The organism is Pirellulales bacterium, assembly GCA_035499655.1.
Classification (GTDB): domain Bacteria; phylum Planctomycetota; class Planctomycetia; order Pirellulales; family JADZDJ01; genus DATJYL01.
Genome location: DATJYL010000204.1, coordinates 1 through 14746, shown reverse-complemented (window position 1 = coordinate 14746; position 14746 = coordinate 1). Strand labels below are relative to the sequence as shown.

Annotated in this window: 10 protein-coding genes; all 10 read left to right on the top strand. The window is 58.2% G+C overall.

Going from position 1 to position 14746, the window contains the following annotated elements; all coding sequences use genetic code 11:
• The first annotated feature begins 36 nt into the window (after nucleotides 1-36).
• A complete protein-coding gene (locus VMJ32_15125; protein HTQ40355.1) occupies nucleotides 37-894 on the top strand; it encodes an SIMPL domain-containing protein in 858 nt (285 codons plus the stop codon).
• A complete protein-coding gene (locus VMJ32_15120; protein HTQ40354.1) occupies nucleotides 891-1790 on the top strand; it encodes an SIMPL domain-containing protein in 900 nt (299 codons plus the stop codon). Before VMJ32_15125 ends, VMJ32_15120 begins: the two co-directional genes overlap by 4 nt.
• Complete coding sequence (locus VMJ32_15115) at nucleotides 1787-2695, top strand: SIMPL domain-containing protein (GenBank protein ID HTQ40353.1); 909 nt, start codon at nucleotides 1787-1789, stop codon at nucleotides 2693-2695. The genes VMJ32_15120 and VMJ32_15115 overlap by 4 nt, the downstream gene beginning before the upstream one ends.
• Nucleotides 2696-2833: 138 nt before the next feature.
• Nucleotides 2834-3859 carry a prenyltransferase/squalene oxidase repeat-containing protein gene (locus tag VMJ32_15110; protein HTQ40352.1) on the top strand — a complete coding sequence of 342 codons (1026 nt, stop codon included), beginning with the start codon at nucleotides 2834-2836 and terminating at the stop codon, nucleotides 3857-3859.
• Between the two features lie 183 nt (nucleotides 3860-4042).
• Complete coding sequence (locus tag VMJ32_15105) at nucleotides 4043-5068, top strand: MoxR family ATPase (protein HTQ40351.1); 1026 nt, start codon at nucleotides 4043-4045, stop codon at nucleotides 5066-5068.
• On the top strand, nucleotides 5037-5927 hold the full coding sequence (locus tag VMJ32_15100) for a DUF58 domain-containing protein (protein ID HTQ40350.1): 891 nt from the start codon (nucleotides 5037-5039) through the stop codon (nucleotides 5925-5927). Before VMJ32_15105 ends, VMJ32_15100 begins: the two co-directional genes overlap by 32 nt.
• Before the next feature lie 68 nt (nucleotides 5928-5995).
• Nucleotides 5996-8224, top strand: coding sequence for a BatA domain-containing protein (locus VMJ32_15095; GenBank protein ID HTQ40349.1), 2229 nt, complete (start codon nucleotides 5996-5998; stop codon nucleotides 8222-8224).
• Nucleotides 8225-8237: 13 nt separating this feature from the next.
• The gene (locus VMJ32_15090) at nucleotides 8238-10688 is read left to right on the top strand and encodes a vWA domain-containing protein (protein HTQ40348.1); all 2451 of its coding nucleotides are present in this window, start codon (nucleotides 8238-8240) and stop codon (nucleotides 10686-10688) included.
• Nucleotides 10689-10735: 47 nt separating this feature from the next.
• Nucleotides 10736-12949, top strand: a complete 2214-nt coding sequence (locus VMJ32_15085) for a hypothetical protein (GenBank protein HTQ40347.1) — start codon at nucleotides 10736-10738, stop codon at nucleotides 12947-12949.
• 102 nt (nucleotides 12950-13051) lie between these two features.
• The coding region (locus tag VMJ32_15080) for a hypothetical protein (GenBank protein ID HTQ40346.1) at nucleotides 13052-14746 on the top strand (1695 nt) is incomplete at its 3' end.

Below are 14746 nucleotides of genomic sequence, written 5' to 3'. Positions count from 1 at the left end.
TCAACTTCATTCTTCAAAACTAGATCAGACCGACCAATGAAATCAAACCTCCGCGTTTTATTGGCTGTTTTGCTCCTTCAAGGACTTTGCTATCTGGCTAAGGCCGACGATTCGGGCATTTTGGTTTCGGCCACAGGGGAATCGACGATCAAGCCCAATCGGCTGGAAATTGAAATCAAAGCGTCGGCTTCTGCGGAACTTACCGGTGACGCCGTCGTCAAATATCGTGATGCGTTGCGCCGGGCCAAGGAAGCGTTCGAAAAATTGAAAATTGAGAAGCTCGAACTCGAGGACCGCGGCATGAACGTCGCCAACAGCGCTGCAGGCAACAACAACGTCAACGGTTTTGTTCCCAACGGCGCTGCGCCTACGGCTAAGCCGGAAGTCAATATTTCCAAGTCGCTGCGGTTGTCGGTGACCGGCATCGACAAGCTTTCGGAGGAAGATTTGGTGTCGCTGGTGGCCAAGTTGCTCGATACCGCCAAAGATGCGGGCGTTTCGGTCGGCAACGATGCCAACAATTCCCTCATGATGCGAATTAACGGCATGAGCACGCCGGTGGCGATGGTCACATTTGTGGCCGACGACCCATCCACGGCCCGCCAAGCGGCTTCCGAAAAAGCGTTTACCCAGGCCCAGCAAAAGGCGCAGAAGCTGGCCGAAATGGCCGGCGCCCAATTAGGGCCGGTGCTGTCGATGGAGGAAGGCGGCGCGAGCAGCGGCAAGCAAGAATCGCTGCAGGAGCGCATGATCGAAATGATTTACGGCGGCGGCAACTCCAATACAGCGGAAGATCCACGGCTTACGTCGTCGCTGCTGATTGACATGCCGGTGCGCGTCAACTTGCGGGTTCGATTCGAACTGGAACCCAAAGCGAATGGTGCCGCAAAATGAAGTGGATGTTGCCGATTTTAGCAGCAATTGCAACCGCAGGATGTGGCGGCGCGTTCGCGGCGGCTCAGGAACTGGGCTCGCCGACTAATGGCATCACTGTCAGTGCCAGCGGCGAAACCAAGGTGAAGCCGAACAAATTGGAGATTGAAGTCAAAACTTCGGTTTCCGCGGAACTGACGGGCGACGCCGTGGTTAAGTATCGGGACGCATTGAAACGTGCCAAGCAAGCGATCGAAAATTTGAAGCTCGATAATCTGCAGGTGCTGGATGAAGGCGTGAACATTGCCAGTAATGCTCCAGCGCCCAATGGCGGTTATCAGATGGCGACACCGGTAGGAGTTATTACGCAGGGCGGATCCACCGGCCCGAAGCCGGAAATCGCCTTGTCGAAATCACTCCGGCTGACCATCAGCGGCATCGACAAATTGTCGGAAGAAGAAGTGATTGCACTCGTCGCGAAATTGCTTGATGCGGTGAAAGACGCCGGCTTGGCGACAATCTCACTCAACACCAACGGCGAGACTGGGCCCGACGGCCAGCCGCTCGCTAGTCCGTTGGTCATCTTCACTGCTGAAGACGTTTCGGCGGCACATCAAAAAGCGACTGAACAGGCTTTTCACCATGCCCAGGAAAAAGCACAGCAAATTGCGCAGCTATCCGGCGGCATGTTAGGGCCGGCTTCCGCGGTCGAGGAAACGGCCGCGCTCTCGGCCAACAATGATGACTCGGCCGCAATGGGAATGCTGGCCGCTATTTATTCCGGCGGTACGCTCACGGGAAATGACGTTTCGGTCAAATCGTCGATGCTGGCCGAACTTCCGGTCCGGGTCAGCCTACGAGTGCGTTTCTCGCTTCAGCCCAACACCACATCGATTTCCACGGGGGCCACCAAATGAAAACTAGCTCTTCAATGCTTGCGGCCGCGCTGCTTTCGATCGCTATTTCCCGACCCGTCTTCGCACAAAACAGCGTGAACGGTATCGGCGTCACCGGCACGGGCGAAGTCACCGCCAAGCCCGACACGGTGGAACTGAAACTGCGAGTCGCCGGCGCCGCCGAATTGACCGACGACGCTATTGTTAAACACCGCGACGCGCGCGATCGGGTGATGAAATCATTCGAGACGATGAAGCTCGACAATTTGAAAGTGGAAGACACCAATCTCAACGTGCACTCCGGCACATCCCGCGAGCAAGCGCAGATCATCATCCGCGGCGGCATCCAGCAAAATAACAGCACGCCGCCGCAAGTGGAAGTTAGTAGCACCGTGCGGGTACGATTGAAAGAGATCGATAAAATTCCCGCCGACGACTTGATGAAGTTAATCGGCAAATTGCTCGACACCGCCAAAGACAGCGGCGCCGCCGTCGGCCCGACCGATGAAGAAGTTTCCATGGCATCTCGTTACGGGCGGACCGCATCAAACAACTTTCTGCATTTTATCGTTACCGGAGCGGATCAATTGCGCGAAGCCGCTTACCAAAAAGCGGCTGACGACGCGCGGCAGCGGGCCGAACGGCTCGCCAAATTACACGGATTGAAACTGGGGCAGGTATTATCGGTGCAGGAGAATTTTGTTTCCGGCGACAACCCCAACAACAACTACATTCAGCAGCCCTGGGAACTTTCGGCTCCTGAGATACCCCCGCGCGGGGAACTCGTCACCGACAGCATGAATGGCGCTACTTTTCAGGTAAAACTGGGAGTTCGCTTCGGCATAGCTCGGCCCGACAGCGACAAACCGACAGCTCAAGCGGCGGCAACTTCCGACGCCCAAGCCTCCTCGACAGAGGAAAAATAATTACGGCGAGATTTTGAACCTGTTTCTCATCAAATCCTCAGCAGAAAGCCAAGGATGCGATTTATCCAGCCACGAACTGCCCATTGGTTTACAGCAGCGCATGCGGTGCGTTGGATTTGCTGTGTCCTAGCGGCGTGCATGACTGCCGCGCCGAACTTACCATTACGGCTGGCGCAGGCCGACGAAGTGCTTCCCAAGCATGTCACTCAAGAAACGTTGAAAGCCGTCCGCTCGGGATTGGATTATTTGGCCCGTACTCAGGCCGACGACGGCGCATGGCGCGAAGGGCAGGGGGGGCAAGCCTATCCCATGGCCATGACCGCGCTGGCTTGCACGGCGCTGTTGGCCAACGGCAATTCGCCCACCCGGGGCCGCTATGCCGAGCAACTTCAGCGCGGCACGGATTACATATTGCAGTGTGCCCAAGCCAGCAAATCGGGATTGATCACAGGACCGAATCAAGACAACGGCCAACCGATGCACGGCCACGGCTTCGCGCTGATGTATTTGGCCTCCGTGTATGGCATGGAAACCAATCCCACCAAGCGCGCCGCCATTCACGACGCGGTGATTGCCGGCGTCAGTTTAACTTCACGCGGGCAAAGCGGCGCGGGGGGTTGGACGTACGTGCCCGGCGGGGGGGATGAAGGTTCAGTCACGGTCACGCAAGTTCAAGCGTTGCGAGCGGCCCAAAACGCCGGTTTTCAAGTTCCCCGCGGCACCATCGAAAATGCGGTCCGTTATCTGGAACGATGCAGCACGCCGGAAGGGGGCATTTGCTATTCGTTGGCATCCGGGGGTGAAGCGCGGTTGGCGATATCCGCCGCCGCGGTGGCCACGTTATATAACGCCGGGGAATTTGATTCGCCGTTGGCCAACAGGTGCCTCGATTTTGTCTGGCAGCGGTTCGAGGGAATTGACGGCTGGAGCAAGCGCAGCGGTCACGATTTCTACACGCAGCTTTACGCTTCGCAAGCTTTTTACATGGCCGGCGATCAGTATTGGGACAAGTACTTCCCTGCCACGCGCGATCAATTAATCAGAATGCAAAACGCCGGCGAAGGCTCGTGGGAGGGAGATGGAATCGGCAAAACCTACGGCACCGCTATCGCACTCATCATTCTCCAATTACCCTATAAGTTTCTGCCTGTATATCAGAGATGAACAGCGATTAGCAATTAGCGATTAGCAATTCGCAGTGCACAGTTAGCGATTGGCAATTCGTCAGAAGAGGCAAGCGGTTTGGCAACTTGAAATCCTGTGAGGGCCTGTATCGTGATTCATCAAACGTCCAAGGTGGCTGAGCACGCCGCTGCGCAACATTCCGATCGACCGCACTCAGCCGATCTGGAAGATTTGCGCCGCCTGGAGCAGGCCCATCGCCATTTGCGGGAACAAATTGCGCACATCGTGGTTGGGCAGGACGAAGTCATCGAACAGTTGATGATCGCCATTTTCGCCCGCGGCCACTGCATTTTGGAAGGCGTTCCGGGGTTGGCGAAAACGCTGATGGTTAGCACGCTGGCCAATTGCTTATCGCTGCAATTCACGCGCATTCAGTTCACGCCCGATTTAATGCCCAGCGACATCACCGGCACGGAAGTGTTGCAAGAAGATCGCCAAAGCGGCACGCGGCATTTGCAATTCATGCGCGGACCGGTGTTCACCAACATTCTGCTGGCCGACGAAATCAACCGCACGCCCCCCAAAACGCAGGCGGCGCTGCTAGAAGCGATGCAGGAGCGGCAAGTTTCCGCGGGCGGCCGTCGGCATGGCCTGATGGATCCATTCTTCGTGCTGGCCACGCAAAATCCCATTGAGCAGGAAGGGACGTATCCGCTTCCGGAAGCGCAGCTCGACCGCTTCTTGTTCAAGGTGTACGTCGGTTATCCCACGCCGGACGAGGAGCGGCAAATCTATCGCCGCACGACCGGCGCGGAAATGGAACACGTCACCAAAGTGCTGGACGGCCTGGAAATTCCCCACCTACAAAAAATTGTCCGCAGTGTGCCCATTTCCGATCATTGTTTGGATTACGTGATGGCGCTGGTCAGGGCCACTCGTGCCGGCGAACCCAACAGCCCCGCCTATATTTCTCGCTGGATTTCCTGGGGCGCCGGCCCGCGGGCTGGCCAAGCGCTGATCCTCGCGGCAAAAGCCCGGGCGGCATTGCACGGTCGGCCGGCGGTGGCCATTGACGATATTCGCGCCGTCGCCAAACCAGTGTTGCGGCATCGCTTGGTGGCGACTTATGCGGCCCAAGCCGACGGGCAAACTCCCGACACGATTGTCGACGCTTTAATTCGCGACATCCCCGTTCGACCAGGAGCTGATGAACTCGATGGCCGAGTCGCACAAGTATTCCAATCCTGAAGTGCTGGCCCGCATTTCTGGTCTGACGCTGCGCGCCACGCGGGTTGTGGAAGGGACGGTGTGCGGACTGCATCGCAGCCCGTTCCACGGCTTCAACGTGGAATTTGCCGAGTACCGCGAGTATTCGCCCGGCGACGATTTGCGGCAGCTCGATTGGCGGGTGCTGGGCCGCACCGACCGTTATTACATCAAGCAGTACGAAGAAGAAAGCAATTTGCGTGCGACCATTGTGATGGATGCCAGCGCCAGCATGCGCTACGGCTCCGGCGCGATGACCAAGTTCGATTACGCGGCCACGCTGGCCGCTTCGCTGGCTACGCTGCTCGTGGAACAGCAAGACCCGGTCGGCTTGGCGCTGTTCGACAAGGAAGAACGCAGCATATTGTCGCCGGCGGCCACGCAATCGCAATTGGCGCAAATCATTTATCGCTTGGAGCAGGCCCAGCCCGATCGCGAAACCGATTTGGGCGCCGTGTTGCAAACGCTGGGCGGCAAATTAAAAAAACGGGGCATGGTCATCATCATTTCCGATTTGCTGACCGATTTGAAATCGTTTTACGAGGGTCTTTCGCGGCTGCAATATCTGGGCAACGAAATCCTGGTGTTTCAAATCCTCGACAAAGACGAACTCGATTTGCCCTTCAACGATTTGGTGTTGTTCCGCGACATCGAAGGGAGCGAAGAGCTGTTTGCCGAGCCCTGGGCTTTCCGCAAAGCGTATTCGCAAGCAATGCAAAAATTTGTCGCCGAAGTGCAAGACACCTGCGGCTGCCGCGGCATCGACCACTTGCTGCTGCGGACCGATGACGATTTGGCCTTGGCGCTCAGCCATTATTTGCACCGCCGGGAACAAGCTTAATGAGTTGGCCAAGGTTTCAATTTCTCATTTAGACATTTGGATTTCGACATTCGGAATTTGCCTTTCCCATGCCCACCATCAACTTTCTTAATCCGGCGTTTTTGTGGGGCCTGGGGCTGGGGTCGATTCCGATCATCATTCATTTGCTGTTTCGGCGGCAATTCAAGCGCATCGATTGGGCGCCGATGCGGTATCTGAAATTGACCATTCAGCGCAATCGCCGCCGCGTCCAACTGGAGCAATTGTTGCTATTGCTCATGCGGATCGCCATCATTTCCCTCCTAGCGTTTTTGGTGGCTCGGCCGGTCATTCATTCGCTCGGGATCGCCGGCTGGTTTGGGGCCGGTAGTCGGACCAGTCACGTGCTGGTGTTGGACGATTCGCTCAGCATGGATTTGGCGGTCGACAATCGAACTGTATTCGATCGCGCGGTTGAGCTGGCCACGCATGTCATTCGCGATGTCGGCCCGCAAGATCGCTTCACGCTGGTGTTGGCTTCGCAACCCAAGCAGCCGCTGGTGCACGAGGTGGAGGTGCTGGACGCGGATCAATTGGCGCAGCTCATCCGCAAGCAAAGGCCCAGCGCGGCGTTTGTTTCCTGGGGTGCGACGATGGAAGCAGTCGACGAACTGCTGACCTCTGCCACGTATCGCACCAAAGAAGTCACGCTGCTCACCGATTTGCGCCGTGCCGGCTGGGAAAATAATCTGAAGCCGCTGGCTGACCGTTGGGTCGGCGACGACGTGCATCTGCGCATTTTCGATTTGGGCGCCAACAGCACGCATCAACTGACGTTGGAAGAATTAAAGGCCCAAGACCCTTGCGTGTTGGCCGGCGTGCCGGCGCATTGGGAAGCCGTGGTTCGCAATTCCTCGGACGAAAGCTTGAATCATGTAGCAGCCGTGCTTTTGGTCGACGGCAAGCCCAATCAACTGGTGTTGCCGCCGCTGCCGTCCGGTCAAAGCGTGCATGTGCCGCTGACGGCGACTTTCCAAGAGCCGGGCTTGCACCACTTGTCGCTGCAACTTCCCGCCGACGATCTGGCCGCCGACAATCAGCGGTGGACCGTGGTCGATGTGCGTGAACGCTTGCACGTCATGCTGATCGATGGGCAGCCTTCCAGCGAGCCGCTGGCCAGCGAAACCGATTTCCTGGGTCTGGCGCTTTCGTTGGGCGGCGACGACAGCGCCTCGTTCCAAGTGGAAATTCTCACCGATGCCGACATGGCAGCCGTCGTCCACGATCAGCCCGATCTGCTCGTGCTGGCCAACGTGGCGGCGATTACTCCGCCGCAAGCAGCCCGATTGCGGTCACTCGTGGAAGCGGGCATGGGGCTGATGATTTTCGTCGGCGACCAGGTCGATCCTGACAATTACAACCAGCTTTTGCAGGGGGAAGGCGTGGAATTGTTGCCCGCGCAATTGGAAAGCATTGTGGAGCAGCCCGTTACTGGCCTGGTGCTGGAGAGCAATTCGCCGTCGCCGCTGGATGCCTTGCGGCAACTCAAAGCGTCAGTGTTGGAGCAAGTCAAAACCAACAAGTATTACCAACTGCGCTTGCCGGGCGAAGCAGTTCCGGGCGTGCGGGTATTGGCCCGCTGGAACGATGCTGATTCGTCTCCGGCGGTCGTCGAAAAAGTAGTCGGCCGTGGTCGCGTGCTGCTGTGGACCACCACGGCCAACAAATCGTGGACCGATTGGCCCACGCAACCCAGTTACGTACTGGCGATGCGGGAAGGAGGCAAAGCGGTGGTGCGTCCCACTGGCGCGCACGATTTGACGGCAGGGGAAGCCATACGCCGCCCACTTCCGCCCGACGTACAAGTGACATCGCCGACCATCGAAATCCCCGATTCCGACCAGCCGCTGCCGCTGGCTGTCGATTCATCTTCGTCCGCAACCGTCGAAACAAGCTCCAAACTATCCTCCGGCGCGAGTTTAAAACCAGATGAAGGAGAAACGCAAACCCCCGCGCATTCTGATGTGCCGACACTTGCTTATTCCGACACTCGCCGCGCCGGATTATACCGCCTGAATTGGCAAACGCCCCCCAGCGGCGCCGGCAACGATTTGTTCGCCGTCAATCCCGATGCGCGCGAAAGCGATTTAACCCCGATCACCGCCGACGAATTGAAAAACCTGTGGGGAGAATTGCAGCCGGAAATCATCGCAGCCGGCGCTCCGGATGCAGATTTAACCACCCGCGGCGAGGAAATTTGGCGGCCCTTAGCGATGTGCCTGCTGGGCCTGATGGCTGTGGAAGCGTGCTTTGCCACCTGGGTCGGACGCCAAAGATAAACATCAAAATACCATGCTTGAAACCCTCAAATGGCTGATCGGATTGCGACCGTTGCCCAGCGGCGCCACGGAGGGAGATTGGCACGTGGAGTTTCAAGCGCTGCCGCAGGGAACCACGGCACTAGCGGCGATTGCTCTCGCTGTGGCCGCGCTGGTCGGCGTGTTTTGGCTGTATCGCCTGGAAGGGCGGCAGCTCAGCCTGTCGCGCCGGTTGGCTTTTGTGGCGCTGCGGGGGTTGATTTTCGCCGGCGTCGCCTTCATGTTGCTCGATGCCATGTTAGTGATCGAGCGGCACGAACAAGTTCCTTCGCACCTCCTGGTGTTAATGGATACTTCGCAAAGCATGTCGCTGACAGATCCGTACGCCGATGATACAGCAGTCAAAAAAATTGCGGAATCTCTCGGCTGGACAGAGCCAGACGCTGCCGCCCGGCTCAAGCGTTTGCGCGATGCCAAGCGTTACGATTTAGCGGTGGCTGCCCTTGATCCGTCAATTCCCAAGTTATCCGATGGCCGCAAACTGGCGCTGTTTCACTTCGATGGCAAAGCCCAGCCTGTCGACTCGTGGACCGGCCTCGCCGGCCTCTCGCCACAAGGCACGCAAACCGCCATTGGCGATGCCATCAAGCAAGCCCTGGCCGCACACCGCAATCAACCGTTGGCAGGCGTGCTATTGGTGACCGATGGCCAATCGAACGCCGGCGAAGATGCTCGCAAAATCGCGCAAGCCGCTGGCAAGCAGGGCGTTCCCATACACGTATTAGCAATGGGCACTGAGCAGGGTCCCAGCAATGCTCGGCTGACCGACTTGGAAGCCAGTCCCGTGGTGTTTGTGCGCGATCCAATCAAACTGGCCGCTGTCATCGATTCACAAGGCGAGCGCGGGCAAGAAGCCACTGTGCGCTTGGAACAGCGGAAAGATGGCGGCGATTGGACGGAAGTTTCGCAAACATCCATCGTGCTGGGCGAAGACGGAGCCGTGCAGCGCGTGGAATTCGATTTTACTCCTGACGCCACCGGCCAGTACGATTTTCGCGCCACCATTTCCGACATTCCCAACGAACTGACCGAGGCCGACAATTCGGCGACGCAATCGGTCAAAGTAGTTCGCCAGCGAATCCGCGTGCTGCTGGTTGCCGGCTACGCTTCGCCCGAAGTGCAATTTTTGCGAAACGCCCTGCTGCGTGACCCGCAGTTGGAGTTTTCCTCGTGGCTGCAAAACGCCACGGAGAATTACGAGCAGGTCGGTCAAAGGCCGCTGCGCCGCTTGCCCGCCACGCAGGCGGAGTTGAATCAATACGACACGGTCATCATGTTCGACCCCAATGTGCACGATCTGGGCCCCAATTGGTCTGACATGCTCACGAAGTTTGTCGGCGATGCCGGCGGTGGATTCATTTACGTCTCCGGCGAGTTGAACACGCCCAACTTGTTCGGCGGCCGATCGGGCGAGTCCTCTTCCGACTCGGCCGAGACTGCCTGGGTTCGCATGTTGCCGGTGGTATCGGAGCCGGGTCTGTATCAATCTTCGGCGGAAGTGAAGCTAAGCGCCCGCGAAACGTGGAACCTGGAACTCACCGCCGACGGCGCCGACGATCCGATTTTTCACTTTTCGCCTGACCCGACCAAAAATAAAGACATTCTCGCCAGCTTGCCCGGCATGTATTGGTATTTTCCTGTCACTCGGGCCAAACCCGGCGCGACGATTTTGGCCCAACACGGCGACCAACGCATGCGCAACAGTTTTGGCCGCCACGTGCTGATGGCTATGCAGCGCTACGGGCCTGGGCGGGCTGTGTTCATTGGGTTCGATAGCACCTACCGCTGGCGTTATTTGAACGAAGAGTATTTCGACGGCTTTTGGGCCCGCATGGTCGATCGGGTCGGCCGCAGCAAAGTGTTGGGGGGTCGCTATCCGTTCACGCTGGCCACCGATAAAAGCGCGTATCGCGTGGGGGACCGCATCACGGTTCACGTTTCGCCCGCGCCTGGGCAGGAAGATAGCGGCGCACTTTCGCAACTGCATGGCGATGCCGAAGTTTCCGGGCAGGAGCCGATAGCGCTGGAGTTTGAGCCGCAGCCCGATCATCCCAACGTGCTGGAGGCTACTTTCAAAGCCGAAAAAGCCGGCGCGTATTTGGTCCGCGTGTTGCCGGCCACATCGGCCGAGGGGGAAACCACGGTGCGGGCCGCCACACTGCCCTTCCGCGTCGATCCGCCGCAGCAGGAATTCGATAATCCGCGGCTCAATCGGCCGCTGTTGGACGATATTGCCCAGGCCAGCGGCGGGAAAGTTTTCACGCTGGATCAGGCGGACGAAATTCCCGCGGCCTTCCGCATCAAGCAAGTCGACCGGGTTCTGCAATATCGCCAAGAGTTGTGGGATGCTCCGTTGTTAGCTCTGACCATTGTTACGTTGTTAACCATTGAATGGGTGTGGCGAAAAACAAAACGCATGGCGTGAGGAAAATATATATCACGCGAACCGCCGACCTTTAGAAGTATTGTCGCATGTCCGCAATCGTCGAACCAGAACTTTCTACCGAGCGCATCTGGCAATGCCGTGAACAATTGCAGCGGCGGTTGGCGGGCATTCGTCGGGCGATGCGGGCCCATTTGCTGTGGGAAGGCTTGGCGTGGACGGTGGCCGTGTGCGTCAGCTTTGCCGCGGTCAGTTTGCTCATCGACCGCACATTTCGGCCCGAGTTGGCGTCGCGGTTGGTGTTGTTGACGCTCGGAATCATCGGCATCGTCACGGTGGCTTGGAAACTCCTTGTGCAACCGCTGCGATTACGCTTGAACGATTTGGATTTGGCCGAACTGTTAGATCGCCGCCGCCCGGGTGTCGGCCAGCGCATCACCAACGTGCTGCAACTGCCGGAATTGCTGGCGAGCGGAAAAATCGATGGTTCGCCGGCCATGATCGAATTGGCCGTCATCGAAGATGCTACGGCCTTGGCCAAACTCAATCTCCGCAGCACGCTCAACATTTCTCGGCGCAGAAAAGTGATGGCCCTGCTGTTGGGCACGCTGGCTTTGGTGGCAATTTTTTGCTTCGCATTTCCCTCGGTGGCGTCGCTCTGGAGTCGCCGCTGGCTGGCCGGTTCCACGATTCGCTGGCCGCAGCACACGTATCTGAAAGTGTTGGGGCTGGACGAACGCGGCCGTTTGCTGGTCCCGCGCGGCGAGGCCACGGTATTGGAAGTCGACGCTCAACCGGAATTTGTTTCTGCCGATGGCGGCTGGAGCGTGCCGGGACGCGGCGGTTCGCTGCGCATCCCCGGCGAAACGAAACCGCACAGCGACGTGCCCGACGCTGTCGCCATTGAATACCGAACCGCCGGCGGCAACCGCAAGCAGGGGACATTCACGCAGTACGAACCCGGCCATTTTCGTTACGAATTGCCGCCGTTGGCCGATATCGCTACGTTCACGCTCACCGGCGGCGACGATTGGTTGGGCCCGGTGGAAATCGTGCCCCTGGAACGTCCCACGGTGAAAGACATCACGCTGACCGCTCATATTCCCGGCCGTTCGCAACCGGAAGTTCATCATACCGGCCAGCAAGATTCGCAATTGCTCTTTTTGCCCACCACACAATTGGAGCTGGCGCTGGAAAGCGACCAGCCCTTGGCCAGCGCCCGCATTGTCACGCAAGGGGACGATGCGCCACAGCTGACGCCCATTGACGCATCGCATTATACTACCGCGATGACGATGAAAGCCTCCGTGAGCTTGGAATTTCAACTGGTCGCGGCGGAAGGTGGGCTTTCGTCGAAGCCGTACTTTCTCTCGATCGGGCTGCTGACTGATCGGCCGCCCCGGGTTACCGTTCGAGTGACCGGCGTGGGCCGGCGAGTCACGCCGACGGCGCGCATCCCGCTTACCATTCGCTCACTGGATGATTTTGGCATCGCGCAAATGACCGCGGATTTGGAGCTAACGCAATTTGTCGATTCCAAGCCGCAGGCCAGCACGCACCAGCCGTATACGGAGACATTTCCCCCGGATCACGAAAAACTGCCCACCGATGTCGAAAAGCAAATTTTCGTCAAGCTGGCGGATGTCAACGCTGTGGCCGGCAACATTGTCCGGTTGCGCGGCACGGCCACGGATGCCTGCGTGCTGGGTCCGCAACAAGGCACGTCGCGGTGGATTCCGCTGCAAGTGGTCACGCCGGAAGAATTGTTTTACGAAATTTTGGTTCGGCAGCGCGAGCAGCGCGGTCGGTTCAGCAAAGCGCTCGATATGGCGAAGGGGCAATTGGAGTCGATTCAGAAACTGGCCACGGCCGACGAAGGAAGCGGTGTATCGCGCGTTCACCAGGTCGTGGCACGGCAGATTTGGCAGGTTGCCAATCAACTTGACGCCACGCTCCAGGAGCTGACGTACAACGATTTGGGCAGCCAACCGGCGCGCGATCTGCTCGACACTTCCATCATCACGCCGCTGCGCAAACTGCACGATGAAAACTTCGTCGGCATTGGCGAAAAACTGCAAACGCTGCTGGAGCATCGCGAGCTGCGCGAGGCCGATCGGCAGGCCGCGCTCGACGCCCAACAAGCGGCCGTCACCGAAATGCAGCGCATCCTGGCGCAAATGTCACAATGGGAAAGTTTTGTCGATGTGATCAATCAACTCCGGCAAATCATCAAATCGCAAAACGAGGTGCTCGATTCCACGGAAAAAACGGAGAAAGACCGCATTAAAGGGTTGTTTGATTGACAGAACCCGCCGCCAGACGGCAAACTAATAAGGTCATATCGCTATGCTCGTCGTGATGAAATTTTGTCGGCAAGTCAATGCTTCACGCAGCGGAGAACGACTATGAGCATCGTCAAGCTTACGGCCGGCATCGTTTGTATTTCCGCGGCCTGCGCCAGCTTCGTTTGCATGCCGCTCGCTTATGCTGACGACGCAAAACCCAGCGCCGATGCCGCGGCAACGAGATCGGATACGCCGAAAGAAAACCTGGGCCAGCGCAAAGAGGGCGCCGTGGGGCAAAACGAGGAGCTCAGCTTCCGGGAAGCGAAAGTCGCCGCCGAAATGACGGAACTGGAAGAACGGATGTACCGCTTGTCCGACGCGCTCAAGGGTGTCGAACCCGAAAATTCCTCGAAGCTAATGTCCGGCGTGAAATACGCCCGCGATGAGTTGATCTTGCACGAAATGCAGGAAATTCAAGACATTTTGAACCGGTCGGATTACAAGCTGGCCTCCAGCGACCAGAAGGAAATGCTGGTCAAGCTCCAGCGTCTGGAGCAAATGCTCCTGTCGACCGATCTCGACCTGGAAATGCAACTGCAGAAGTTGCGGCTGATGCGCGACATTATGCACCGGCTCGACACCGCGATTGCCGAGGAAGACCGCCAGCAGAAGCAAACGTCCGCCAGTGCCGAACAAGACAAACGGCTGCAAAATGTGCCGCGCTTGCGCGACAAGCTGGACGAACTTATACGCCGGCAAACCGAGCACATCGAAGTGGCTTCCGGTCTGCTGGACGGTACGTCTGCGAATTCTCCCGACGGAAACCGGAATTCTGCCCCGTCCGGCGCCAACCCTCCAGAATCCGCGCGGCAGATGGACGCCTCCACACAAAAAGACGGCGCCCCGGCAAAAAATAGCAACGACAACAGCGGCCCCTCCCAACCCGGCGCTGCCGCCGCCGATCCACCGCCCGTCAAACTATTCCACCAACAGCAACAAACCCGTGACGATACGAAGGCCTTGGAGCAGCCATTGCCCGAACTGGCTGAAGCGCGCCAAGAGATGGATCAGGCCCTGCCGCCCTTGGAAAAGCAAACGTTCAGCGATGCCCTGCCGCATCAGAAAAACGCCCTGGAAGCGTTGAAAAAACTAGCGGCTTCGCTCGAACAAAGCCAACAGGAGCTGACCCTGGCTTTGTCGCAGGAGCGCTTCAATTCGATGAAACAAGACCAACAGCAAAACCACGCCGGCACGGATAAAATCAGCGACATGCTCCGCGAACTGGGTGATGCCGGGGCCGGCGCCATCGGCGAAGTGGGCCGTGCCGGCGGCAGCATGGGCAATGCGGAATCGAAACTGGGTGATCGTCAGCCGGAACCAGCCGGCCAACAGCAGTCCGACGCGCTGGCCGCTTTGAAATACGCCCGCCAACAACTTTCGGAGGAAGAACAAAAACTATTGAACCAAGTGCGGGCGGAAGTGAAAAAGCGCGTGTTGGAGGGCATTACCGAAATGATCGAACGGCAGGCCACGGTGCGGGAATCCACCCAGCGGTTTGCCCCGCGGGCAAAGGACGGCTCGCGCCAAGTGGTGACGTCGATTGTCGCCTTGTCGAAGTCGGAAGAACAAATCATGCAAATTGACGAGGAGTTGGTTTCGCTGGTCGAAGAGTCTGAATTCGGCATCGCGCTGCCGGCCACGCTGCGTGCCATTGACGAGGAAATGGATGACGTCAAGCAACACTTGGCCGCCGGCGAAGCCAGCGAAGAAGTCATCTCCGCCGAAAAGCAGATCGAAGCCGACTTGAAAGAACTG